Below are 22,099 nucleotides of genomic sequence, written 5' to 3' on the forward strand. Positions count from 1 at the left end.
GGTCATCGCTCCTTAAGCCTGAACCAGCGGGCCGGGGTTTTTCAGGTATTGCTCGCGGATCGCTTTCGCCGACCAATAGGTCAGCGCAGCCACCAGCCCTGTCGGGTTGTAGCCCAGGCCCTGCGGGAACGCCGATGCCCCCGGCACGAACACGTTGTGCACGTCCCAGCTCTGCAAGTAGCGGTTCAGAGCGCTGGTTTTCGGGTCGGTGCCCATGATCGCGCCACCGTTGAGGTGGGTGGTCTGGTACGACGCGGTGTTGAAGTGGTCGCCGACTTTCTTGCCGATCACCGCAATGGCTTTCGGGCCCATCGCTTCGGCGACTTTGCCCATTTTCTCGACCATGAAGCGGTTCATCTTGATGTCGTTTTCCTGCCAGTCGAACGTCATCCGTAGCAGCGGCAAGCCGTAGGCATCGCGGTACACCGGGTCGAGATCGAGGTAGTTGCCTCTGTAGGACTGATGCGCGCCGTGAGCGTCCATCGATACCTGATGGGTGTAGTAATCGGCGGTCGCGCGTTTCCACGCACTGCCCCAGGCCGGAGTGCCCGGTGGGTTGGAGGTGCCGGCAATCGGCCGGCTGCCAGCCTGGTTGACCCACATCGGCGAGCCACCGACGAAGCCGTGCGGGCCGTGGTCGAAGTTGTCGGCGTTGAAGTCATCCAGCGCCACACCGTTGCCACCGGCACCGATGAAGTTGTTGGTGTGGGTGTCCTTGTCGAAGAACGCTTTTATGGTCGCCATGTTCTGGTAGGCGAAGTTGCGCCCGACCACACCTTCGCCGCTGATCGGGTCGTAGGGCTTGCCGATCCCGGAGAGCAGCATCAGCCGCACGTTGTGCAACTGGAAGGCGCCGAGAATCACCAGATCCGCCGGTTGCTCGATCTCGCGGCCCTGACCGTCGATGTAAGTCACGCCGGTGGCTTTGGTTTTGCTGCTGTCGAGGTTGACCCGCAATACATGCGAGTTGGGCCGCAGCTCGAAATTCGGCAAAGGCTTGAGCGCCGGCAGAATGTTCACGTTTGGCGAAGCCTTGGAATACATGTAGCAAACGTAACCGCTGCAAAATCCGCAGAAGTTGCACGGGCCCATCTGTGCGCCGTAGGGATTGGTGTAAGGCCCTGAAGTATTCGCCGAAGGCAGGTTGTAGGGTTTGTAACCAACCTCTGTGGCCGCTTTACCGAATAGCTGTGCGGAAACGGTGTTCTTCTGCGCTTCCAACGGGAAGTGGTTCGAACGATCAGGGGCATAGGGATTACCGCCCTTGCCTTCGCCCACCAACTGACCCTTCACAGTCCATGCCTGACCCGAGGTGCCGAAGACTTTTTCGGCGTAATCGAAGAACGGCTCCAGTTCCTCATAGCTGACACCGAAGTCCTGGATGGTCATGTCCTTGGGGATGAAGCTTTTGCCGTAGCGTTCTTCGTAGTGGCTGCGCATACGCAACTCGATCGGGTCGACGCGAAAGTGCACGCCCGACCAGTGCAGCCCTGCACCGCCGACGCCGTTGCCCGGCAGGAACGCGCCCAATTGGCGGTTCGGCAGGGCAATGTCGTTGACGCTATGGCGAATGGTGACGGTCTCTTTGGAAATGTCCTGGAAAAGTTTTTTGCGCACGCTGTAGGTGAGTTCGTCGATCACCTGCGGATAGTTGCCGTCGGGGTAGGTGTCCTGCATCGGCCCGCGCTCCAGCGCCAGCACGTTAAGACCCGCTTCGGTCAGCTCCTTGGCCATGATCGCGCCGGTCCAGCCGAACCCGACGATGACTGCATCGACCTTCTTCATTACCGTTGCCATGCCTTAAGCCCTCTCGCCGCGAATCGAAACTGCCGGGAAGGGGTATTGCTCGTTGCGTTCCACCCAATCCATGAAATCGGCGCGGGCGCCGGGGAAGCCGATCATGGTCCAGCCGACCATGCCTTTATTACCGCCGTGGATCGGATCGCAGAAGAACCCTTCCTTGGTGTTTTGCAGCAGCAGATTGAAGAAAATCTTCGCCGGGACGCTATCGAACGGCGGTTTTCCGGCTTCGAGTTGCTTGAGCAAATCGTCTCGGGTAGCGCTGTCTTGCTCGGCAAATGTTTTACCGTTGAGGGATTTGGTCCACTGATCCGTGGCGGCGATGCCAAGGCGATAGATCTCTTTTGGCACCAGTTTGCTCTGCCAGCCCATCTCCGGTGCTGCGTCGGCATTGAACGGACCCTGCATGTACCAAAGGGCACCAGCGGCATACGGCGTGTTCATTTGACGGTCGATGTATTCCGGCACGCCGGCTTCAAGCGCACCCGGGCCTTGGGCATCGTTGGGAATCAATTGCGCCACGGCAGCATTGATGAATGCCCATTCTTCTGCGGTGAAATAGCTCGGCTGATAAACGCCTGCGTCGCCGCGAGCCGGTTGCGCGGCAGGTTTGGCCGGTGCGGCTTCAGGCGCTGCTTGCAGCACGCTGCTGCCCAGACCGGTACCCGCCAGGGTCACCACTGGAATCAGGGTCAGGGATTTGCGCAAAAACTCACGCCGCGGGTTGTCTCGATCTGCATCAGACATGGGGTGCACCTCATCAGGCATTGATGGTTGTCAGCCGTTTCTGAGAACGGTTTCAGGATTTGTCGTCGCGACGTGGCCGGTTGACCCGGAAAAGGGGGGCGCATCTGCAACATGATGTGACAAATGGTAGCAGGCTAAGCATCCGGTTGAATCGATTCAGCGTAAAAAGACTGAAATTTCGCTTGCCGGTCCGCTGTAACAGCGCGGGTTCACGATTCTTTGACAGCCGGCTCACGGGGCTTTGACCGGCAGGCTGCGAAGCTGCGTGCTATCACTGAACCATCTCGATACGGTCAACCCAGCATGCCCCGAATGCGCCTTTTCCCTGCTTTGTGTTTATCGCTTGTTGCCCTGCTGCACTTGATCCCCGCCCAAGCGGCTGACAGTGAGACCTCCCGTCCGCCTGAGTGGGCGCAACCGGTTGAAGTGCAATACAACCTGTTCCAGATGTCGCCAACCCTATACCGCAGCGCATTGCCTGATGGCGGTGTGGTGCCGTTGCTGAAGAATCTCAAGGTGGCCACTGTGATCAACTTTCTGCCGGAGGCCGATACCAATTGGCTGTCCGAGCCGGGCATCAATCAGGTGCAGTTGCCGTATCGCACCAACCACGTCGACGACAGCGACGTGCTCAAGACCTTGCGCGCCATCGAGAGCGCCGAAGCCAATGGCCCGGTGTTGATGCATTGCAAACACGGCTCCGATCGCACCGGTCTGATGGCCGCGATGTACCGCGTGGTGGTGCAGGGCTGGAGCAAAGACGATGCCTTGAGCGAGATGACCCAAGGCGGGTTTGGTGAGAGCGGGCACTTTCGCGACAGCGTGCGTTACGTGATGCAGGCCGATATCGACAAGTTGCGCACCGCGCTGGCTAACGGCGATTGCAGTACCAGCGCGTTCGCAACTTGTTCGATGAAGAGCTGGTTCCAGACGGTCAATTTGAAATGATCGACCCACTCAATCTGTCGTGGCCGCAAATAGCGCCGCGTTGATCGGCCGGTCGAGAAAGGTTTCCAGCGCTTTCAGTAACGAGCGTGAGTCGCCTGGGGCGAAGAACGCATCGCGAAAATCCCGACCCGTTTGCGGGTCGAACACCCCATCACGCTGAAACCGTTCGAACACTTCGGTGGCCAATACGCCAGACCACTTGTAGGCATAGACCGATGCCTCATAACCGGTCACCAGGTAGTCAAAACCATTGGCGAAACGGTGATATCCCGACAGTTGCAGGTGAGGAACTTCACGCTGCACATCCTTGAACACTTGTTCGATGCTGCGGCTATCGCCGTGACTGCAATGTAATTGCAGATCGAACAGTGCCGTCATCAGTAACATTGCGGTGGTGCGGCTGGTGTGGGCACCAATGGCCGCCAGCGCGGTGTTGACCCGAGCCTCAGTCAGCTGTTCGCCACTCTGGTAATGAGCCGCCAGCCACAACAGAAACGAGGGCGACAGGCAAAAGTGTTCGAACAACTGCCCGGCGAATTCGGCGGTATCGCGCCCCAATTGGGAAATACCCGCCAGGTTGCGATGGGGCGATCGCGTCAGAACATGCTGCAGACAGTGGCCGAATTCGTGGAACAGCACCCGCAGGTTTTCGTGAGAGAGCAGGCAGGGATGCTCGTCGGTGGCAGCCGTGAAGTTGCTATAAAGACGGGCGATCGGCAGCGATGGCCGCCCCTCGGCATTGATTCGGCGAATGCGCAGGACAGTGGTGAACGCGTAGTCGGCGTCCTCTTCACGGTGATAGGGATCAAAGTAGATATACCCGATCACCTGCCCGTGCTCGCTGACCTCAAAGAGCCTTACATCGTCGTGCCAGTGGCTGAACGTCGTCTGTTCGACGATGCGGATCCCGAACAGGCGCTCGCTGAACTGACAGAGCCGACGCAAGATGCCATCAAGCGGGAAGTATTGCCGCAAGCCTTTCAGTGCACCATTCAATTGCTGAACGCGCAGTTGCTCGGCAAGGAAGTCTTCATCCCACGCCTGTACGTCCGCAATCCCCAGCGTGTGTGCGAACGCTTTCAGGGCCTGGGTATCGCGCAGCAATGCCGGTTTATTCAAAGCCACTTGCTGACGCAAAAAGGCAGCGACCTGCTCAGGAGACGATGCCATGCGATTTTCGAGGCGTAACTGGACGTAATTCTCGAAACCCAATACCCGGGCTTTCTCGTGACGCAAGGCGACCAGTACGGTCAGCACCGGATGGTTATCGAGTTTGTCCGCCCGGGGGCCCTGGTCGGACGCCCGGGAAAGCCAGGCAGTGAAATACGCCTCCCGTAGGGCCCGGTCCTGTGCATGGGTCAGGATTTGCCGGTAGGTGTTTTGATCCAGCGTGAGCAGCCAGCCGTCGTGTCCTGCCTGTTTGGCATTGAGGGCCAGACGCGCCTTTGCCGCGGCAGACAAGCCTTCAAGCTGCGCGACGTCGTCGATGCGCTTGCTCCATGCGGCGTTTGCCAGCTCCAGATTGCTTTTAAACAGTTGCTCCATACTTTTGATGTCGCGGTTCAGGCGGGTGAGTTTCTGCTGCTGTGCAGGCGGTAATTCGATACCGGACAAGCGGAATTTGCGCAGAATCTTCGCCAGCGAGGCTTTGCGCTGATCATCGAAACTCGCCGCCACCGAACTCTTCGCCAGACGTTGATAAACACGGTAGAGCGCCAGGTTAGCGGCCTTGTCGGCCGTGTACTGGGCCGCGACAAGGCTGCACAACGCGCTTTCCCTGAGCCAGTCGATATCATTGGGCTTGACGGTCGAGAGGGTTTCAATGACGCCTATGGCTTCATCCAGACGAGCATCGGCCTCATCAATGGCAACCACCAGATCGTCCCAGCCAGGATGTTCGGTCTGGCTGGCGATCACCTGCGCAATGATCTGGCGGTTTTTGGCAACGATCACGTTGATGGCCGGTAGCAGATGCTCGGCGCGAATCGCCGACCACGGGGGCAGGGTCCAGTTTTGTAACAGCGGATTGGTATCAGGCATGGCGTCTTCCTTGAGGCGTGGCTGAAAGGGCCAGCCTAAAGAGGAAGAGCGGGAGAAGGGCGGTAGATAGTTACCACCTTCCACCGCTTAGCGACGGAAGGTGGCAGTGACTTATTGTTGCGGGTCAGGCTTTTTCGCAAGCTTGGGGTTGGGGAAGAACTGCACTGCCTGAACCTTCTTGTCCGGCGGTGGCTTGAGCGCGCTGGTGTTGACCCGCGTGCCCAGCTCTTTTGGAACCGAAAGCCCTTGCTCGTTCAGTGTGTCGGAGTAACCGCAGGCCACGCATTCGCGGTGCGGCACGCTGTCCTCGTTCCACATCATCAACTTGTCCGGCTCGCTGCACGCCGGGCAGACCGCCCCGGCGATAAAGCGTCTTTTGGTAATCACAGGCCCCTCGCTCATGCTGCCGCGTCCTCACTGAGGCCGCTGTGGCGCAAGAGTGCGTCAATCGACGGCTCGCGACCACGGAAGTCGACGAACAACACCATCGGCGCCTGCGAACCGCCGCGAGCCAGAATCGCTTCGCGGAACGCGCGACCGGTTTCAGCGTTGAGCACGCCGTCCTCTTCGAACTTCGAAAACGCATCGGCCGACAGCACTTCCGCCCACTTGTAGCTGTAGTAACCCGCTGCGTAACCGCCGGCAAAGATGTGCGCGAAGCTGTTCGGGAAGCGGTTGTAGGCCGGTGGACGCATCACCGAAACCTCGTCTCGCACGCCTTCGAGCACCTGCAACACGCTGCGGCCATCGCCGTGGGTGGCGTGCAGTTCGAAGTCGAACAGCGAGAACTCCAGCTGACGCACCATCATCAGGCCGGACTGGAAGTTCTTCGCCGCGAGCATTTTTTCCAGCAGATCCTGTGGCAGCGGCTCGCCGGTTTCGTAATGACCGGAAATCAGTGCCAGACCTTCCGGCTCCCAGCACCAGTTTTCCATGAACTGGCTCGGCAGCTCGACCGCGTCCCACGCCACGCCGTTGATGCCCGAAACACCGACGTGATCAACGCGGGTCAGCAGGTGATGCAGGCCGTGACCGAATTCGTGGAACAGGGTGGTGACTTCGTCGTGGGTCAGCAGCGCAGGCTTGCCACTGTCGGCCGGGGTGAAGTTGCACACCAGATTGGCCACCGGACTTTGCAGCACGCCTTCGGCAGTGCGGCGGCGGTCGCGGGCGCCGTCCATCCACGCACCGCCACGCTTGTTGGCGCGGGCATACAGATCGAAGAAGAAGCGGCCAACGTGCTGGCCGTTTTCCTTGATTTCGAACAGGCGGACATCCGGGTGCCAGGTGTCGAAGCCTTTCTGCTCGGCGATTTCGATTCCGTACAGGCGTTGAACGATGGCGAACAAACCGCCCAGTACTTTGTCGATCGGGAAGTAGGCGCGCAGGGTTTCCTGGGCGACGCTGTAGCGTTGTTCGCGGAGTTTTTCACCGTAGAAACCGCTGTCCCAGCTTTGCAGATCGGCGCAGCCCTGTTCGGCGGCGTAAGCGCGCAGCTGTTGCAGGTCCTGCGCGGCGAACGGTTTACTGCGCTTGGCCAGATCACGCAGGAAGCTCAGCACCTGATCGCTGGACTCGGCCATTTTGGTCGCCAGGCTCAGCTCGGAGAAACTGGTGAAGCCCAACAGTTTGGCCAGTTCCTGACGCAGGTCGAGGATCTCTTCCATCACCGGGCTGTTGTCGTTCTGACCGGCATTCGGGCCTTGATCCGAGGCGCGGGTGCAGTAGGCGGCGTAGACTTCTTCACGCAGCGTACGGTCCTGGGCGTAGGTCATCACCGCGTAGTAGCTCGGGAATTCCAGGCTGATCAGCCAACCATCAAGGCCTTTGGCCTGTGCAGCGGCGGCCATTTGCGCCTTGGCCGAATCGGTCAGGCCGGCGAGGGCGGCTTCGTCGGTGACGTGCTTGGTCCAGGCCTGGGTAGCGTCGAGCAGCTGGTTGGAGAAACGGCTGCCCAGTTCGGACAGCTTGCTTTGCACTTCGGCGTAGCGCTTCTGATCGGCTTCAGGCAGGTCGATACCCGACAGGCGGAAATCGCGCAGGGCGTGTTCCAGGATAGTTTTTTGCGCCACGTCGAAACCGGCGGCTTCCGGGCTGTTGGCCAGTGCTTCATAAGCCTGGAACAGTTCGCGGTTCTGGCCCATCTCGGTGGAGTAGGCGCTCAGGGCCGGCAGGCACGACTCGTAGGCTTCACGCAGTTCGGCACTGTTGCACACGGCGTTGAGGTGGCTCACTGGGCTCCATGCGGCACCGAGACGGTCATTGAGTTCGTCCATCGCCAGCACCAGGCCGGCCCAGGTAGGGGTCTGGCCTTGGCTCTTGAGGATGTCGGCGATGGCGGCGCGGTTGTCGGCGAGGATGGTTTCGATCGCTGGCAGCACGTGCTCGGCACGGATCGTGGAGAACGGCGGCAGGTCGTAGGACTGCAGAAGAGGGTTGTTCACGCTCACGGTTGGCACCTTGGCTGGAAGAAACATGCGCCCATCTTAATTACAATCGACACTCACCGCAGCTATCGGCGACAGAGAGAGAACTAATCGTGCCCCTTCGCAAGTACCAGAATCACACCCCGCAGTTGCGCAAAGGCGCGTTTGTCGACGCCTCGGCGGTGGTGATCGGCGACGTCGAAATCGGCGAAGACAGCTCCGTCTGGCCGCTGACAGTCATTCGTGGCGACATGCACCGCATCCGCATCGGTGCGCGTACCAGCGTGCAGGACGGCTGCGTGTTGCACATCACCCACGCCGGCCCGTTCAACCCGGACGGCTTCCCGCTGTTGATCGGCGACGACGTGACCATCGCCCATAAAGTCATGCTCCATGGCTGCACGGTTGGCAGTCGCGTGCTGATCGGCATGGGCAGCATCGTCATGGACGGCGCGGTGGTCGAGGACGATGTGATCATCGGCGCCGGCAGCCTGGTGCCGCCGGGCAAACGCCTGGAAAGCGGTTTTCTGTACGTGGGCAGCCCGGTGAAACAGGTCCGTGCGCTGACCGAAAAGGAAAACGCCTTCTTCACATACAGCGCGGCGAACTACGTGAAGCTCAAGGACTTGCACCTGGCCGAAGGCTACGATCAGCTCTGAATCGACTTACACCTGCTCAGGATTTCTCATGCATTACCAGACCGTACTGTTCGACCTCGATGGCACCCTGACTGACCCGCGTGAGGGCATCACCCGTTCCATCCAGTTCGCCTTGGGCAAACTCGGCATCGACGAGCCGGATCTGACCAAACTGGAACACTTCATCGGCCCACCGCTGTTGCAGGCGTTCATGCAGTTTTATGGGTTTGACGAGGCCAAAGCGTGGGAGGCGGTGAATTTCTATCGTGAGCGCTTCAGGGTCACCGGTCTGTATGAGAACCAAGTGTTCGAGGGTGTTACGCCGTTGCTGGAAACCCTCAGCGGCCAGGGGCGACAGCTATATATCGCGACGTCCAAGCCGTGGGTCTTCGCCCGCGAGATCGCCCGGCATTTCGACTTTGCCCGGCACTTCAAGGTGATTTACGGCAGTGAACTGGATGGCACACGGACCAACAAGGTTGAACTGATTGCTCATCTGGTGGCCGAGGAAGGGCTGGATCCGGCGAATACGCTGATGATTGGCGATCGCAAGCATGACCTGATCGGCGCGCGCAGCAACGGGCTGGATGCAGCGGCGGTGGAGTATGGGTTTGGCAGTTTTGAAGAGTTGAATGCCGAAGCGCCTACCTTCCACTTTGAAACGCTGGCCGAGTTGCATCAGGCATTTATGCGGCGCTAATCAGTACGCCATCGCTGGCAAGCCAGCTCCCACAAGGATCTATGTGAACCTGAGCGCACCGTTTTCCTGTGGGAGCTGGCTTGCCAGCGATTAGGCCAGTTCGGTCACTGACGGACTTAGCGCTCTGCGAGCGCTTTCAATGCCGCTTTGCGCTCCGCGACAGGGAGCCCCCCTAACCGCTCGACCTCAGTATAAAACCTCAGCCAATCCCCCCCAACCTGCCTGAACAAAGCAGCAAACGCCGGCACCCATTGGTCATACAGCCCAAACGGCAACAGCCGCGCATTGTTCAGCGGCGCATTGACCCAAGCGTCATAACGTTTGTCCCCGGCCCACTGGCCGTCGCGCATCAGCCGATAATCCCGGCGAAACTGCTCGAACTCTGCCGCCTTGCGCTCACGCATCTGCTCGACGGGCAGCGGCTGGGCATAGAGTTTTTCCAGGCGTGAGCGCGTATTCAGCACCAACTCGATGAACTGATCACGCTGCTTGAGCTTGGAATCGGTATCCGGAGGCAACCCACGAAACGCGCGCCACTGCCGCGTGCCTTCCTGCTCGACAAACGTGGCGAAGGACTCGTTGAACTCAGTGTCGTCCTTCACATAGACGCGTTGATGGGCCAATTCATGAAAGATCAGCGTGGCCAGGCGTTCGTCGCCCCAGCCCATCATCGAGTTGAGGATCGGATCGTTGAACCAGCCCAGCGTCGAATAGGCCTCGACGCCACCCATCGACACGTCCATGCCTTGCAGGCGCTGAATCGCCGCTTCGCCCCTCGCCGCGCTTTGGCTGTAGTAGCCGCGATAAGCCACGCACCCGGCAATCGGGAAGCAATGGTTTTGCGGGGTCAGGGAAAATTCCTGGGTGGCGAATACGTTCCACACCACAAACGGCCGGCCAATGTCGGCGTACAAGCGATAGCTCTGGTTATCCGGTAGATGCAGGTGCTCGCTGGCGAAGGCCCGGGCTTTTTGCGACTGGGCCAGACGCGTGCGCAGTTTCGCATCGCGATTCGGGTCGGCAATCACCTCGGCCACCGGTTCCCGCGCCCCCAGTAATTGCAACTGACCACCGGCCAATTGGCTGTAATAGCTGACGCTGGAACAACCGTTGAGCAACAAAAGCATCACACCCGGAAACAAAATCCGAAAAACGCGATCAAGTAACCGATGGCTTGGAAGCGGCCTGATCAAAATAAGAAATCCCTGGAAAGTCTGCCCGCAAGACTATCCCGCCCATTGGAGCTTCGCTATGCGCATGTTGATGCTGACAGGAGGCCTGCTGACGCTGGCCGGTTGTGCCGGATTCGGAATGCCCGATCCTGATCCCTCGCAAGCCTGGATCGATCTGAATGCCAGGCAACAGGACACGGCGCTGCAAGCGCTGCAGGTCGACAGCAAAGCTGCCGTCGACAAACGTTACTTCGAGGTGCCGCCGGGCAGTCATGAACTGAAGGTGCGTTATCAGTTTCCGGTTGACGCGACCAATATCGGCCCCGATGCCGAGCCGCTATGGCGCGATTGCCAGTTGAGCGTCAAATTCAAGGATTTCAACGCTGGCCAGCGTTATCAGTTGCAGGCCGGCAGTACTGGTTTCCGCCCTTGGGCCAAGCTCTATGACGAGCAGCGCAAGGTCGTGGGTCAGGGCACGCCGGCAGGCTGTCAGAAGACCTGATCGGCGTTATGCTGGTTGTCCAATCCAAAGGACATTGATCATGCGCAGGTTGACGCTGTTGCTCGCTGCAAGTGTGGTTGCCGGTTGCCAGAGCCCGATGCCGGCGGCGGACCCCGGCAAAGCCTGGGTCGACTTCGCCATGCCCACGCCGGGTGGCAAGGTGCTGATGGCCGAACGGCTGGACAATGTGCGCTTGCCGGATGGCCGCTTCTTTCAAGTCGCGCCGGGTAGTCATGAGCTGACGGTTCGCTTTGACTTCGAGATATTCGGCGGTGGGCAGGGCATGGATACCGATCCGCAGGAGCGGTTGTGTTACATGACCCTGCGTTATGACCATTTCGAAGCCGGGCAACGTTATAGGCTTGAGGCGCGGTCGCTGGCGTTCACGCCAAGCGCCCGGTTGATCAATCGCCAGGGGCAGATCGTAGCCGAAGAGCGTCAGGTCAACTGCGTGCCCTGAGCAAGATCAGTCGTTGTTCTTTTGATAGACGATTGCTTTGGTGCCGTTCTCGCATGAACCGACCACCATGGCGACATCATGAGTTGCAGCCTCTTCCTTGCTGACGATTTCCAGCGTGTAGGAAGGTACGGCATTCGCCTGAATCTTTACCTCGATCTCTTTCCTGAGTTCTTCGCAGTCTTTGGGTGCGGCGAAAACCGATGTGGCCAGTGCACTGCAGAGGATCGCCAAGCCAATACGTTTCATCAATGTAGCTCCTTGAGGCAGCGCGCACGGGCGTGCGCTGAAGCTGCTTTGACTTATTCGACCACATTCTCACCGAGCAGGTTCTGACTTCACTCACACCTTCAGCTTTTGTGCTGATGTTCAGATCGCCTTCGCGAGCAAGCTCGCGAAGGCGTTGGTATTGCCAACACCGAATCCAGCTTCGGAAAATCAGCTGACCAGCGAAGCTTCGAGCGTAATCTTGGCGTTCAGAACCTTGGATACCGGGCAACCTTCCTTGGCCTTGTTGCTCAGCTCTTCAAACTGCGCCTGAGTCGCCCCCGGAATTTTCGCTTTGAGGATCAGCTTCACCGCAGTGATCGCGAAACCACCGTCAACCTGATCAAGCGTGACTTCGGCGTTGGTGTCGATGCTGTCGGCTGTCAGGCCTGCATCGCCGAGAATCATCGAAAACGCCATGGAGAAACAGCCGGCATGCGCAGCGCCGATCAGTTCTTCGGGGTTGGTGCCTTTGCCGCCCTCGAAGCGGGCCTTGAAGCCGTAGGGGGCTTCTCTGAGGACGCCGGTTTCAGTGGAGATCGAGCCGATGCCGGTTTTCAGATCACCTGCCCAATGTGCGGATGCTTTCTTAACAATAGCCATGTCTGCCTCCTCAAGATCTGGTGCGGAACGCCGCGCCGTCGTGGTTTTTGCTTACAAGGCTTCTGAGGATAGACGCCGGAACAAAGTTCAGCTCATCTGAATGGTTGACTTTTTTAGTAGGAAATTTCGCCTGTGCTATTGAAATTCGGGTATATGCCCACATTGCACAAAACACGCTTATGGATTCGGCAGGTTTTCGTTCGCAAGAAAAACCTGCCTCCTCACTCGGAGAAGCAGGTTTATGAAGCAACTCTCAGACGTAAAATTTTCCACCCTCGATCTGGTGCCAGTGCGCGAAAACGGCAGCCCGGCGCAGTCACTGCGCAACTCGCTGGACCTGGCGCAGCATGTCGAGAAATTCGGCTACACGCGGTTCTGGGTCGCTGAGCACCACAACATGGACGGCATCGCCAGTTCCGCGACTTCGGTGCTGCTGGGTTATCTGGCCGGTGGTACGTCGACGATTCGTGTCGGCTCCGGCGGAGTCATGCTGCCCAACCACGCGCCGCTGGTGATCGCCGAGCAGTTCGGCACCCTTGAAAGCCTGTATCCGGGGCGGATCGACCTCGGTCTGGGCCGCGCGCCGGGTTCCGATCAGATGACCGCCCGCGCCCTGCGCCGTGAGCGTTCCGGCAGTGCCGATGATTTCCCCGAGGACGTTGCCGAGCTGGCGCGCTTTCTCGGCCCGCGCACCCCGGATCAGCGGGTAATCGCGATGCCCGGCACCGGCACCAATGTGCCGATCTGGCTGCTCGGTTCCAGCCTGTTCAGTGCGCAATTGGCCGGTGAACGCGGTTTGCCCTACGCCTTTGCCTCACACTTCGCACCGCGCTTCATGCACGAGGCGATCCGTGTCTATCGCAATCACTTCAAGCCGTCGGCGGTGTTGGACAAGCCGTATGTGATGCTCGGTGTGCCGCTGGTGGCGGCCGATACCGATGAACAAGCGGATTACCTGGCGACCTCGGTGTACCAGCGAATCCTCGCGCTGATGCGTGGGCAAAGCCTGGTGCAACGTCCTCCGGTGAAAACCATGGACGGCCTGTGGCTGCCCCATGAGCGTGAGGCGGTAGGTGACTTCCTCGGTCTGGCGATGGTCGGCAGTCCGCAGAAGATCCGCGCCAAGCTGGAGGTGCTGGTTGAACAGACTCAGGCGGATGAGCTGATATTCACCAGCGATTTGTATGAACACGCTGATCGCGTGCATTCCTACGAGTTGCTGGCGCAGGTGATGAAGGGCTGACTCAACCCCTGAATTGGAAAAATCATCAGCCACAAAAAAGCCGACGCATTCACGTCGGCTTTTGCATTTCAGGCCCTATCAACCGCGCTTGTAGACGATTTCCTTGGTGCCGCCCTCGCAGGTGCCAACAACCTTGTCGCCAGCCGCTGCACCCTTATCAACAATCTCCAATGTGTAGTTGGAGGCACCTTTGGCATCAATCTTCGCCGCAATCTCGCCTTTCAGCTCTTCACAAGGCTTGCCGGCAGCAAACGCACCACCCGCAAGGCCCAACAAACCTACTGCCAATATGAACTTCTTCATCGGTTGCACTCCCTGGTCGGATTAAAGGAGGCGGGCATCGGGTCATCCACCCGATGCGCCCACCCTGTAGCGCTTTGCCATTCCTATGGCACTCGGCCAGCGCGCAAGTTCAGAAGCGTAGACCAAACTCAGCTACTGGCGATGCGGAACCCGACTTTCAAAGTCACTTGAAAGTGCGCTGCCTTGCCGTCCTTGATGTGGCCACGGGTCTCGGTCACTTCAAACCATTCAAGGTGCTTGATGCTCTTGTTGGCTTCAGCCAACGCGTTGTTGATGGCGTCTTCGATGCTGGTGGCGGACGAACCGACCAGTTCGACTTTCTTGTACGTGTGATGGTCACTCATGGCGATCTCCTTGGCGTGTGGAATTGAGACTAGCAGTGAATTGCTCTGTTGATTTCGGCGCTGCTGCGCAGGCGAAGTTCAGATTTTCTGCACTTTCTCAAACCGCTGAAGTCCCAATCAACACACGCCACTCATCACCAATGCAGGAGAGCCACCATGGCCAACACCTCTTTACGTAAAGCCTCATTGCAAAGCATGGAAGCGGAGATCGAGAGTCTGCTCAAGTCGTTGGAAGGCCTCAAAGACGATGCTTCCGACGAGTCGCGCAAAACCCTCAAGGCGCTGAAAAGCAATGCTGAAAGTGCGCTGAAACATTCGCGTCACCTGCTCAGCGATGCCTATGAAGAAGTCAAAGTGAAAACCCGTGAGACCGGGATCGCCACCCGCGATTACGCTCAGGAACATCCATGGACGACTGCCGGTGTGGCGGTCGGTGCACTGGGTCTGCTCGCGGCTTACTTGCTGTTCAAGCGCGGCGAGTGATCGCTCTGGCGCAGCTCATTCTTGAGCCATTGCGCCAGTTGCCGGGCGCGCCCATCTGCGGCGCGCTTGGGTAGCCACAACGCCAGTTGCGCCGGGGTTTCACAGAAGCCCCACGGCGCAACCAGGCGACCCGCCTTCAAATCCTCGGTAACCAGCGGCTCCGGCGCGATTGCCACGCCAAGTCCCGCAACTGCTGCCTCCAACAGATAATACAAATGCTCAAAACCTTGCCCGAGCTTCAACGCTTTTGCGTCGAGGTGGTTTTGCTGTGCCCAGCTTGGCCAGGCTTGCGGACGGGATGTCGTGTGCAGTAGCGGCTCATCGAGCAAGGCCTCCGCAGATGCCGTTTGCAGGCGTTGATAGCCGCTGAATAGCGGGCTCAGCACGGGGCCGATGCGTTCGGCAGCCAGTTCATACACCTGCATATCCGCCGGCCATGGCGGTTCAGCGAACAGCAGCAGCGCATCCAGCCCCGGACGCCTCGGATCAAGATCGCCTTCACCGGCCGAGAGATGCAGGCGCAAGTCCGGCAGATCGGCATTCAAACGCCCCAATCGCGGAATAAACCAGCGCGCCAGCAAGCTTCCAGAGCAGCCGAGCACGAACGGTGCATCGGCCGTGCTTTGCGTCAGCTCCGCACAAACACTGCGCAACCGGTCGAACGCTTCGCCGCTGGCATCGCGTAAGCGCACACCGGCATCTGTGAGTTTCAAGCCGCGCCCATCCTTGATGAACAGGCTGACGCCAAGGTGTTCTTCCAGCACTTTTAGCTGGCGACTCACTGCACCGTGGGTAACGTGCAGCTGCTCGGCAGCCTGACTGACGCTGTTCAGCCGCGCGGTGGCTTCAAAGGCGCGCAAAGCGTTCAACGGGGGAAGGTCGTGGCTCATGGTATCTGTGAGTTTTCCTGACAGGTTGCGGCGATCTTATCGGTTTTCAGTCTAGAAGGTCAGGGGTAGAGTAGGCGTCATTGTCTTTTGACCGAATTCACCTGGAGCAAATCATGACCCAGACTTCGCACAACTCCGATCTGCGTAATGGCCCTGACGCCAACGGCCTGTTCGGTTCGTTCGGTGGCCGCTACGTGGCTGAAACCCTGATGCCGTTGATCCTCGATCTGGCCCGCGAATACGAAACGGCCCAGGAAGATCCGGCATTCAAAGAAGAATTGGCCTACTTCCAGCGTGACTATGTCGGACGTCCGAGCCCGCTGTACTTCGCCGAGCGCCTGACCGAATTCTGCGGTGGCGCCAAGATCTACCTCAAGCGCGAAGAGCTGAACCATACCGGCGCGCACAAGATCAACAACTGCATCGGCCAGATTCTGCTGGCACGGCGCATGGGCAAAAAACGCATCATTGCCGAAACCGGCGCCGGCATGCACGGCGTGGCGACCGCCACCGTAGCCGCGCGCTTCGGTCTCGACTGCGTGATCTACATGGGCACCACCGACATCGAACGTCAGCAAGCCAACGTGTTCCGCATGAAGTTGCTGGGCGCCGAAGTGATCCCGGTGGTTGCCGGCACCGGCACCCTCAAAGATGCGATGAACGAAGCGCTGCGTGACTGGGTTACCAACGTCGACAGCACTTTCTACCTGATCGGCACCGTGGCTGGCCCACATCCTTATCCGGCAATGGTTCGCGACTTCCAGGCCGTGATCGGCAAGGAAACCCGTGACCAGTTGCAAGCTCAGGAAGGTCGTCTGCCGGACAGCCTGGTGGCGTGCATCGGCGGTGGTTCCAACGCCATGGGCCTGTTCCACCCGTTCCTCGACGACAAAAGCGTTGAAATCATCGGCGTTGAAGCCGCCGGTTACGGTATCGAAACCGGTAAGCACGCGGCCAGCCTCAACGGCGGCGTGCCGGGTGTGTTGCACGGCAACCGCACCTTCCTCTTGCAGGACGACGATGGCCAGATCATCGACGCCCACTCGATTTCCGCCGGTCTCGACTACCCGGGTATCGGCCCGGAACACGCCTGGTTGCATGACATCGGCCGCGTCCAGTACACCTCGGTGACCGACGACGAAGCCCTCGAAGCGTTCCACAAATGCTGCCGCCTGGAAGGGATCATTCCGGCACTGGAAAGCGCCCACGCCCTGGCTGAGGTTTTCAAACGCGCACCGAAACTGCCGAAGGATCACCTGATGGTGGTCAACCTGTCTGGCCGTGGCGATAAAGACATGCAGACCGTGATGCACCACATGGAACAGTCGAAGCAGGAGAAACACTGATGAGCCGCCTGCAAACCCGTTTTGCCGAACTCAAAGAGCAGAATCGTGCCGCGCTGGTGACCTTCGTCACTGCCGGTGATCCGGACTACGACACTTCGCTGGCGATCCTCAAGGGCTTGCCGAAAGCCGGTGCCGACGTGATCGAGTTGGGCATGCCGTTCACCGACCCGATGGCTGACGGCCCGGCAATTCAACTGGCTAACATCCGTGCGCTGGGTGCCAAGCAGAATCTGGCGAAAACCCTGCAAATGGTTCGCGAATTCCGTGAAGACAACAGCGATACCCCGCTGGTGCTGATGGGCTACTTCAACCCGATCCACATGTATGGCGTGCCGAGCTTTATTGCCGACGCGAAAGAGGCCGGCGTTGATGGCCTGATCGTGGTCGACATGCCGCCAGAGCACAACGAAGAACTGTGTGACCCGGCCCAGGCAGCCGGTCTGGATTTCATTCGCCTGACCACGCCGACCACCGACGACGCACGTCTGCCGAAGGTGCTCAACGGCAGTTCCGGTTTTGTTTACTACGTATCAGTGGCCGGTGTGACCGGTGCAGGTGCTGCGACCCTGGAGCACGTCGAAGAGGCGGTTACTCGCCTGCGCCGTCATACCGATCTGCCGATCAGCATCGGTTTTGGTATCCGCACACCCGAGCAAGCGGCGTCCATCGCACGCTTGGCCGACGGTGTGGTGGTGGGGTCGGCTCTGATCGATCACATCGCCAACGCGACCACGCCGGATCAGGCCATCGACGGTGTGTTGAGTCTTTGCTCGGCCTTGTCCGAAGGCGTGCGTAAGGCCCGCGTCAGCTGAAGGTAAAGTTCCTGATACAGAGGAATTAGCACCTCGCGGCACAGACTAAATGAGCAAGATCGAGGGCTTCAGGACTACGTTCTGAAGCCCTTTTTGCTGTCAGTGCAGTGAGGAAAGACCGAATGAAAATGCCGAAACGTCTGATTGCCGGATTGGGGGTGCTGATGATCAGCGCGACTCCGCTGCTGGCCAGTGCCGATCAGCGCGATGATCATGACCGCGGCGGCTCGCAACAGGGTCACTACGATAACCGCGGGGACAATCGCGGTGACGATCACCGTGGCCCGCAGAACGACCACCGTGGTGGTCCGCCACCGCGCGACTTCGGCCCGGTGCGCCAGACCATCCGCGACAACCACGGCTACTTCGTGCGCGGAGCACCGCCACCGCCGGGCATTCATCTGGAACGTGGCCGGCCGTTGCCGCACGGCTATTACGGCGAGCGTCTGGATGGTCGTGCGTTAGGTCGTTTGCCGGTCTATCCGGGCTATGAATGGCGCCGGGCTGGCGGTGATATCGTGCTGATCGCGGTGGGCACCGGGATCGTTTATGAAATCCTGGATGGGGTTTTGTACTGAATCGCAGGCAAATAAAAAAGATCGCAGCCCAGGCTGCGATCTTTCGTTTCAGGGCAACTCCAACCCGCCGGAGGCTTTGTGCAGTTTGCGCAGATGCTCGCCAATCTGTTTCACGTTGGTCTCACTGGCGGCAATCTCGGCAGCGCGCTTGGGCTCCAGCAGCTTGCGCACCTCCGTGTCCAGATCGCCGGATAGTGCCAACAGCTTTTTCTGCCGTTGGCTGCTTTCCGCTTCCAGTCGGCTGAATTCGCTCGGTTGCGGCAGACCGTAACCCTTGGAATCAAGCAGTTCAGCTGGACGACTGAGGAAGCCGCTGTTGGCGAGGATTTCCTGCAAGGTCGCGTTGGCCTTGTCCATCCCTCCGTTTTCCAGTTCGCGCGCACCGAGGTAACGCTGCTTGACCTCATCCTGTGCCAGCAGCAACTGTCGGCGATAACTCGCTTGCTCGAGCAGCAACAGTGCAGCGCTAGTGCGCAGGTCGGCACGGTCGAACCATTCACGGCGTTGTTCGGCGGTCAACGAAAGCCATTCTTCAACAGTGTTCTGTTTGATCGGCAATTGCTTCTTCAATACGTCGAACATCGCCTGATAGCGATCGCGGAACGAATCGAAGCGATAACCCAGACGCAGCGCCTCTTTCGGATCATCCAGCACGCTGGTATCGGCCAGCCCACGGCCTTTGAGCACTTCCAGCAATCCGTTGGGCATGATGCTGTCCAGACCGGTGAGCTGCGCGTTGTTGCTGCCGCTGCGCAACAGCTTCAGGCCTTCCACCGCGCAGTTGTTGGACAGGAAGAAGTAGTTGCCGTCGTAGCTCCAGTGCATCTCGGCGGCGTGTTCGACCACGCCTTCGATCTCGCTGCGTGACAGGTTCAGCGGCACCGAGGCGAGGCTGCGCAGTTCGGTCTTGGTGTATTCGTCGATGACCTGCGCCAGTGGCAGGACGAACAGTCGCGACGGGTATTTGCCGACCAGTCCGTCCCAACTCGACAGCTGCACATCGCCAACAAAGGCGCGATACGACAGCACCAGATGCTGATCCAGATCGAGCCGGCAATCCGGGCCACGCGGTCGACCGGGCGCGCAGATCACCAGACGTAACATGCTGTGGCCCCAACGGCTGACCCAATTTTGATTGGCCTCGGCGAGCAGGTAATCCACGGCATAGACACGTTCCGGGTCGACTTGCCCCAAGGGTTGCTTGGCGAAGTCGTTGCCGGCGTTCAGAAACGCAAAGGTCTTGGCGCAGGAATTCGGGGCTGGTGGTGCCCAGCCGAAGTGTTCCTGGTAATAGCGATACAACGCCGGGCGTCGGCAGGCGTAGCTCGGGTCGAGGAGGAAATATTCCATGTTGACCGCGACAAACTCTTTCGGGCTGGAGATCTCGTAAAGATCCGGGCTGCGAGCGATCTGCCGATTATGTTGCTCGCGTTCGCCGCGACGGCCGACGTATTGCTGCCAACCGGCAAGGTCGAGCAGGCGCGGGTCGTCGCTAAGAGTGAAGCGACGGCCGTTCTGGCCACGGCACTCATCGGGAATGCCGATCAGCCCGGCGCTGTTGAAACGCCGTGTGCAACGCTGGATCAGCGTGCGTTCGGCACTCGGCCACAAACGCGCGCGATCATAAATGTGGGTGATTTCGTGCAGCACCGTGGCGAGCAGTTCCTGACGCACAGTGACGTGGGGGCGATTGGTTTTTTCTTTGGCCGCGCTGCCATCGGTGAGACTGGCGAGCAGTTTGCGGTTCAGATCAAGTTCGGCGACCAGCGTGGCTTGGCCATAGGCATTGCCGGGCATGTCGTCGGTCCAGCCGACATCGATGCGCCGATCCAACCGCTTGATGAAGCTCGGCGGCAATGCCTGCATGGCTTCATCGATCAGCGCCTGACTGGCCTGTTGTTGGGCGGGCGTCAGACCGTCGGTCTTGAGCCGTAATTGCAGGCCGGCGTGGGCGTTGTTGCCAAGCAGCAACAACGCCCCGGCCAGTAGCCAGGCGCAGAGTGACTTCACAGTGCGAGGATGGCTTCGGCGAGTACCTGATCACTGGCGTCACGCGCTTCTGGCACGCGTGTACGCAAGGTGTTGAGCGCGGCTTCCAGGTGCGCACCACGGATATCACCGTTGCTGGCAACGAAACTGGCGGCGTCGTCGTGGGCTTCGCGGATGATTTTCGAGTCGCGAATCGATGTGGTGGTATCGGATGTGAAATCGATAGTGCGCTGGGAGGCACGAACGATGATGTTACTGGTGGCTACCAGGGTGTGCGCCTGGGCCACGTCGGCCAACAAAAACAGGCCAAGGGCGGCAGCAATCAGCGGGCTACGCATGGAACGACTCCGGAAGGACAAAGATAGCTATTGGACGAGAATTGCTTGCGCCAGTTCAAGGTCGCTTACATGAAGTTTCGGCCGGGTTTTGCGCAGGTAGTGCAGTGCGGATTCCAGTCGAGCGCCTCGCAGTTCTCCGTCACTGGCAACAAACACTGCCGCATCATCGTGAGCGGCGAGCAGCAGTTTACGGTCGAAAGGCGCGGAAGACACCATGCCGGTCGCCCAAACGCTGACGACGGTGTTCTGTGTCGACATATCGAAGGCATCGACCGACGTCGTCCAGCAGGCTGTTAACAATACAGATGGGAAAAGCAGATTTTGAAGAAAACGCATGGGACTCGGTAACGGTTGTCGAGCCGCAAGGCTAGCGCAATGCCTGTTCTAGAGCCAGCGCCGAAACATCGGGACACGACCGGCGTGTCCCGCGATACCGCAATCGCTTAGATCGTCAGAATGGCTTGAGCCAACTGTGCGTCGGTTGCTTGCAGTTGTGGCGCCTGATGACGGATGTGATCCAGCGCGCTTTCCAGCTTTACGCCACGGATTTCGCCTTCGCTGGCCACGAAGCTGGCAGCGTCGTCACGGGCAGCGAGCACGATTTTGTCGTCACGGAAGGACGAAGTGACGTCGGAAGTGGCATCGGACGAGGACTTCAGGGCACCGACGACAGCATCGGTAGTCACGATGAAGCTGGTGGCGCTGGCGTTGGCAGCCACGGCCAGCAGGGCGGCAGCGCTGAGCAGACGAAGACGGGACATGGTGTAACTCCTGTGGATAAACCGTATAGAGAGGTGGCTCGGTATCTGGGAGTCAGACGCCAGTTGCACAGCATTCGCCACGTTCTACGTTGATATTAGGCTTGGTGATGCGAGCGAGGAAAGCGTTGTGACGAATGACGTGTTCACGGACAGCCCTGAGTGGCGCCTTTAAATTGTGCTGGTGTATTTTGGTTTTTATCTAACTGTACTTGTTCGGGTTTTCACGGCCCTGAAACGACAAAACCCGTCGCGGTTTCCCGCGACGGGTTCTGTTTGTTCAATTCGGGTTGCTGGCGATGGGTCTAACGACCAGAGCCAGCGACGCTACTTAGCGCCAGAACGGCTTGCTCAGCTCTTCGTAGCGTTGTGCTTCGCTGATACCGGCGTCAGCCAGCAGACGCGAATCCAGACGAGCCAGTTGGTGGCGGCTGGAGATGCGGCGCTGCCACAACATCAGGTTGGCGATAACGCGCAGAGGCAGGGAAGCCTGGGTGTTTACAGCTTTGTCTTCGAAGAACAGTTCGGAACTGAGTGTACGTTCCATGGTTGACATCCTTCCGCTTGTGGCGGGATCAGGTAGTGGTTTGACTGGTGCCCATGATCCTCTCGTTTGGCCAGTCTCTCTAGATACAGTTCAACTGTATTGTGAGTGACCAGTTAACTGTTTATAGGGGGTGTATGGGTCAAAATCGAGCAAACTGTACCTGTCCGC

At 59.2% G+C, this 22,099-nt stretch carries 26 protein-coding genes; 10 read left to right on the top strand and 16 right to left on the bottom strand.

Annotation, left to right across the window (positions count from 1 at the left end):
- Nucleotides 1–12: 12 nt before the first annotated feature.
- Both IAI51_RS24030 and IAI51_RS24035 read right to left on the bottom strand, forming a co-directional pair.
- A complete protein-coding gene (locus IAI51_RS24030) occupies nucleotides 13–1,797 on the bottom strand; it encodes a GMC family oxidoreductase (protein WP_187680735.1) in 1,785 nt (594 codons plus the stop codon).
- Between the two features lie 3 nt (nucleotides 1,798–1,800).
- On the bottom strand, nucleotides 1,801–2,547 hold the full coding sequence (locus IAI51_RS24035; protein WP_187680736.1) for a gluconate 2-dehydrogenase subunit 3 family protein: 747 nt from the start codon (nucleotides 2,545–2,547) through the stop codon (nucleotides 1,801–1,803).
- Between the two features lie 303 nt (nucleotides 2,548–2,850).
- On the opposite strand from IAI51_RS24035, the gene IAI51_RS24040 reads away from it, so the two are divergent.
- Nucleotides 2,851–3,495, top strand: coding sequence for a dual specificity protein phosphatase family protein (locus tag IAI51_RS24040; RefSeq protein ID WP_187680737.1), 645 nt, complete (start codon nucleotides 2,851–2,853; stop codon nucleotides 3,493–3,495).
- Nucleotides 3,496–3,504: 9 nt separating this feature from the next.
- On the opposite strand, the gene IAI51_RS24045 is transcribed toward IAI51_RS24040, so the two are convergent.
- The 3 genes from IAI51_RS24045 to prlC all read right to left on the bottom strand — a co-directional run bounded on the left by IAI51_RS24045 (nucleotide 3,505) and on the right by prlC (nucleotide 8,012).
- Nucleotides 3,505–5,535, bottom strand: a complete 2,031-nt coding sequence (locus IAI51_RS24045) for a M3 family metallopeptidase (RefSeq protein ID WP_187680738.1) — start codon at nucleotides 5,533–5,535, stop codon at nucleotides 3,505–3,507.
- Nucleotides 5,536–5,646: 111 nt separating this feature from the next.
- The gene (locus IAI51_RS24050) at nucleotides 5,647–5,937 is read right to left on the bottom strand and encodes a YheV family putative zinc ribbon protein (protein WP_187680739.1); all 291 of its coding nucleotides are present in this window, start codon (nucleotides 5,935–5,937) and stop codon (nucleotides 5,647–5,649) included.
- The gene (gene prlC / locus IAI51_RS24055; RefSeq protein WP_187680740.1) at nucleotides 5,934–8,012 is read right to left on the bottom strand and encodes an oligopeptidase A; all 2,079 of its coding nucleotides are present in this window, start codon (nucleotides 8,010–8,012) and stop codon (nucleotides 5,934–5,936) included. Before prlC ends, IAI51_RS24050 begins: the two co-directional genes overlap by 4 nt.
- A gap of 62 nt (nucleotides 8,013–8,074) precedes the next feature.
- Here prlC and IAI51_RS24060 point away from each other — a divergent pair, with 62 nt between their 5' ends.
- Both IAI51_RS24060 and IAI51_RS24065 read left to right on the top strand, forming a co-directional pair.
- Nucleotides 8,075–8,620, top strand: coding sequence for a gamma carbonic anhydrase family protein (locus IAI51_RS24060; protein WP_187680741.1), 546 nt, complete (start codon nucleotides 8,075–8,077; stop codon nucleotides 8,618–8,620).
- Nucleotides 8,621–8,648: 28 nt separating this feature from the next.
- Nucleotides 8,649–9,299 carry an HAD family hydrolase gene (locus IAI51_RS24065; RefSeq protein ID WP_187680742.1) on the top strand — a complete coding sequence of 217 codons (651 nt, stop codon included), beginning with the start codon at nucleotides 8,649–8,651 and terminating at the stop codon, nucleotides 9,297–9,299.
- Nucleotides 9,300–9,415: 116 nt separating this feature from the next.
- On the opposite strand, the gene IAI51_RS24070 is transcribed toward IAI51_RS24065, so the two are convergent.
- Entirely contained in the window at nucleotides 9,416–10,492 is a 1,077-nt protein-coding gene (locus IAI51_RS24070) for an aminopeptidase (protein ID WP_187680743.1), read from the bottom strand.
- A gap of 58 nt (nucleotides 10,493–10,550) precedes the next feature.
- Here IAI51_RS24070 and IAI51_RS24075 point away from each other — a divergent pair, with 58 nt between their 5' ends.
- A complete protein-coding gene (locus IAI51_RS24075; protein WP_187680744.1) occupies nucleotides 10,551–10,973 on the top strand; it encodes a hypothetical protein in 423 nt (140 codons plus the stop codon).
- Nucleotides 10,974–11,013: 40 nt separating this feature from the next.
- Nucleotides 11,014–11,433, top strand: a complete 420-nt coding sequence (locus IAI51_RS24080; RefSeq protein WP_187680745.1) for a hypothetical protein — start codon at nucleotides 11,014–11,016, stop codon at nucleotides 11,431–11,433.
- 6 nt (nucleotides 11,434–11,439) lie between these two features.
- Here IAI51_RS24080 and IAI51_RS24085 read toward each other — a convergent pair whose 3' ends face one another.
- Both IAI51_RS24085 and IAI51_RS24090 read right to left on the bottom strand, forming a co-directional pair.
- Nucleotides 11,440–11,679 (bottom strand): DUF1161 domain-containing protein, encoded by a 240-nt coding sequence (locus IAI51_RS24085; protein ID WP_187680746.1) that lies wholly within the window; start codon nucleotides 11,677–11,679, stop codon nucleotides 11,440–11,442.
- A gap of 189 nt (nucleotides 11,680–11,868) precedes the next feature.
- A complete protein-coding gene (locus IAI51_RS24090) occupies nucleotides 11,869–12,300 on the bottom strand; it encodes an OsmC family protein (protein ID WP_187680747.1) in 432 nt (143 codons plus the stop codon).
- A gap of 241 nt (nucleotides 12,301–12,541) precedes the next feature.
- On the opposite strand from IAI51_RS24090, the gene IAI51_RS24095 reads away from it, so the two are divergent.
- Nucleotides 12,542–13,543: an LLM class flavin-dependent oxidoreductase gene (locus IAI51_RS24095; protein ID WP_187680748.1), complete on the top strand. Its 1,002-nt coding sequence runs from the start codon at nucleotides 12,542–12,544 to the stop codon at nucleotides 13,541–13,543.
- Nucleotides 13,544–13,621: 78 nt separating this feature from the next.
- On the opposite strand, the gene IAI51_RS24100 is transcribed toward IAI51_RS24095, so the two are convergent.
- Both IAI51_RS24100 and IAI51_RS24105 read right to left on the bottom strand, forming a co-directional pair.
- The gene (locus IAI51_RS24100; protein ID WP_187680749.1) at nucleotides 13,622–13,846 is read right to left on the bottom strand and encodes a DUF1161 domain-containing protein; all 225 of its coding nucleotides are present in this window, start codon (nucleotides 13,844–13,846) and stop codon (nucleotides 13,622–13,624) included.
- 128 nt (nucleotides 13,847–13,974) lie between these two features.
- Complete coding sequence (locus tag IAI51_RS24105) at nucleotides 13,975–14,190, bottom strand: dodecin (RefSeq protein WP_003187305.1); 216 nt, start codon at nucleotides 14,188–14,190, stop codon at nucleotides 13,975–13,977.
- Between the two features lie 156 nt (nucleotides 14,191–14,346).
- On the opposite strand from IAI51_RS24105, the gene IAI51_RS24110 reads away from it, so the two are divergent.
- A complete protein-coding gene (locus IAI51_RS24110; RefSeq protein WP_042556998.1) occupies nucleotides 14,347–14,673 on the top strand; it encodes a YqjD family protein in 327 nt (108 codons plus the stop codon).
- Here the strand turns inward: IAI51_RS24110 and IAI51_RS24115 are convergent.
- The gene (locus tag IAI51_RS24115; RefSeq protein ID WP_187680750.1) at nucleotides 14,646–15,563 is read right to left on the bottom strand and encodes a LysR family transcriptional regulator; all 918 of its coding nucleotides are present in this window, start codon (nucleotides 15,561–15,563) and stop codon (nucleotides 14,646–14,648) included. The genes IAI51_RS24110 and IAI51_RS24115 overlap by 28 nt on opposite strands.
- Nucleotides 15,564–15,676: 113 nt before the next feature.
- Between IAI51_RS24115 and trpB the strand changes: the two genes are divergently transcribed.
- From trpB to IAI51_RS24130, 3 genes are all read left to right on the top strand, one after another.
- Entirely contained in the window at nucleotides 15,677–16,909 is a 1,233-nt protein-coding gene (gene trpB, locus IAI51_RS24120; protein ID WP_187680751.1) for a tryptophan synthase subunit beta, read from the top strand.
- A complete protein-coding gene (gene trpA / locus IAI51_RS24125) occupies nucleotides 16,909–17,721 on the top strand; it encodes a tryptophan synthase subunit alpha (protein WP_187680752.1) in 813 nt (270 codons plus the stop codon). The genes trpB and trpA overlap by 1 nt, the downstream gene beginning before the upstream one ends.
- A gap of 122 nt (nucleotides 17,722–17,843) precedes the next feature.
- Nucleotides 17,844–18,299, top strand: coding sequence for an anti-virulence regulator CigR family protein (locus tag IAI51_RS24130; protein WP_187680753.1), 456 nt, complete (start codon nucleotides 17,844–17,846; stop codon nucleotides 18,297–18,299).
- Nucleotides 18,300–18,347: 48 nt separating this feature from the next.
- On the opposite strand, the gene IAI51_RS24135 is transcribed toward IAI51_RS24130, so the two are convergent.
- The 5 genes from IAI51_RS24135 to IAI51_RS24155 form a co-directional block, all read right to left on the bottom strand.
- On the bottom strand, nucleotides 18,348–20,309 hold the full coding sequence (locus IAI51_RS24135; protein ID WP_187680754.1) for a DUF4105 domain-containing protein: 1,962 nt from the start codon (nucleotides 20,307–20,309) through the stop codon (nucleotides 18,348–18,350).
- Nucleotides 20,306–20,626: a DUF2388 domain-containing protein gene (locus IAI51_RS24140; RefSeq protein WP_034152281.1), complete on the bottom strand. Its 321-nt coding sequence runs from the start codon at nucleotides 20,624–20,626 to the stop codon at nucleotides 20,306–20,308. The genes IAI51_RS24135 and IAI51_RS24140 overlap by 4 nt, the downstream gene beginning before the upstream one ends.
- 27 nt (nucleotides 20,627–20,653) lie before the next feature.
- Nucleotides 20,654–20,962, bottom strand: a complete 309-nt coding sequence (locus IAI51_RS24145; protein ID WP_187680755.1) for a DUF2388 domain-containing protein — start codon at nucleotides 20,960–20,962, stop codon at nucleotides 20,654–20,656.
- 107 nt (nucleotides 20,963–21,069) lie between these two features.
- Nucleotides 21,070–21,387 carry a DUF2388 domain-containing protein gene (locus IAI51_RS24150; RefSeq protein ID WP_007911658.1) on the bottom strand — a complete coding sequence of 106 codons (318 nt, stop codon included), beginning with the start codon at nucleotides 21,385–21,387 and terminating at the stop codon, nucleotides 21,070–21,072.
- A 328-nt stretch (nucleotides 21,388–21,715) separates the two neighbouring features.
- Nucleotides 21,716–21,931: a DUF1127 domain-containing protein gene (locus IAI51_RS24155; protein ID WP_007911656.1), complete on the bottom strand. Its 216-nt coding sequence runs from the start codon at nucleotides 21,929–21,931 to the stop codon at nucleotides 21,716–21,718.
- Between the last annotated feature and the right edge of the window lie 168 nt (nucleotides 21,932–22,099).

Source organism: Pseudomonas sp. N40(2020), assembly GCF_014472415.1.
Taxonomy (GTDB): domain Bacteria; phylum Pseudomonadota; class Gammaproteobacteria; order Pseudomonadales; family Pseudomonadaceae; genus Aquipseudomonas.

Bases quoted from the DNA above. Each gene is read 5' to 3' on its own strand.
- IAI51_RS24080 (WP_187680745.1), top strand. From the start codon at position 11,014: ATGCGCAGGTTGACGCTGTTGCTCGCTGCAAGTGTGGTTGCCGGTTGC.
- IAI51_RS24145 (WP_187680755.1), bottom strand. From the start codon at position 20,962: ATGCGTTTTCTTCAAAATCTGCTTTTCCCATCTGTATTGTTAACAGCC.
- IAI51_RS24130 (WP_187680753.1), top strand. From the start codon at position 17,844: ATGAAAATGCCGAAACGTCTGATTGCCGGATTGGGGGTGCTGATGATC.
- trpA (WP_187680752.1), top strand. From the start codon at position 16,909: ATGAGCCGCCTGCAAACCCGTTTTGCCGAACTCAAAGAGCAGAATCGT.
- IAI51_RS24115 (WP_187680750.1), bottom strand. From the start codon at position 15,563: ATGAGCCACGACCTTCCCCCGTTGAACGCTTTGCGCGCCTTTGAAGCC.
- IAI51_RS24105 (WP_003187305.1), bottom strand. From the start codon at position 14,190: ATGAGTGACCATCACACGTACAAGAAAGTCGAACTGGTCGGTTCGTCC.
- IAI51_RS24035 (WP_187680736.1), bottom strand. From the start codon at position 2,547: ATGTCTGATGCAGATCGAGACAACCCGCGGCGTGAGTTTTTGCGCAAA.
- IAI51_RS24100 (WP_187680749.1), bottom strand. From the start codon at position 13,846: ATGAAGAAGTTCATATTGGCAGTAGGTTTGTTGGGCCTTGCGGGTGGT.
- trpB (WP_187680751.1), top strand. From the start codon at position 15,677: ATGACCCAGACTTCGCACAACTCCGATCTGCGTAATGGCCCTGACGCC.
- IAI51_RS24040 (WP_187680737.1), top strand. From the start codon at position 2,851: ATGCCCCGAATGCGCCTTTTCCCTGCTTTGTGTTTATCGCTTGTTGCC.
- IAI51_RS24065 (WP_187680742.1), top strand. From the start codon at position 8,649: ATGCATTACCAGACCGTACTGTTCGACCTCGATGGCACCCTGACTGAC.
- IAI51_RS24085 (WP_187680746.1), bottom strand. From the start codon at position 11,679: ATGAAACGTATTGGCTTGGCGATCCTCTGCAGTGCACTGGCCACATCG.
- IAI51_RS24150 (WP_007911658.1), bottom strand. From the start codon at position 21,387: ATGTCCCGTCTTCGTCTGCTCAGCGCTGCCGCCCTGCTGGCCGTGGCT.
- IAI51_RS24050 (WP_187680739.1), bottom strand. From the start codon at position 5,937: ATGAGCGAGGGGCCTGTGATTACCAAAAGACGCTTTATCGCCGGGGCG.
- IAI51_RS24110 (WP_042556998.1), top strand. From the start codon at position 14,347: ATGGCCAACACCTCTTTACGTAAAGCCTCATTGCAAAGCATGGAAGCG.
- IAI51_RS24045 (WP_187680738.1), bottom strand. From the start codon at position 5,535: ATGCCTGATACCAATCCGCTGTTACAAAACTGGACCCTGCCCCCGTGG.
- prlC (WP_187680740.1), bottom strand. From the start codon at position 8,012: ATGTTTCTTCCAGCCAAGGTGCCAACCGTGAGCGTGAACAACCCTCTT.
- IAI51_RS24090 (WP_187680747.1), bottom strand. From the start codon at position 12,300: ATGGCTATTGTTAAGAAAGCATCCGCACATTGGGCAGGTGATCTGAAA.
- IAI51_RS24140 (WP_034152281.1), bottom strand. From the start codon at position 20,626: ATGCGTAGCCCGCTGATTGCTGCCGCCCTTGGCCTGTTTTTGTTGGCC.
- IAI51_RS24075 (WP_187680744.1), top strand. From the start codon at position 10,551: ATGCGCATGTTGATGCTGACAGGAGGCCTGCTGACGCTGGCCGGTTGT.
- IAI51_RS24155 (WP_007911656.1), bottom strand. From the start codon at position 21,931: ATGGAACGTACACTCAGTTCCGAACTGTTCTTCGAAGACAAAGCTGTA.
- IAI51_RS24095 (WP_187680748.1), top strand. From the start codon at position 12,542: ATGAAGCAACTCTCAGACGTAAAATTTTCCACCCTCGATCTGGTGCCA.
- IAI51_RS24030 (WP_187680735.1), bottom strand. From the start codon at position 1,797: ATGGCAACGGTAATGAAGAAGGTCGATGCAGTCATCGTCGGGTTCGGC.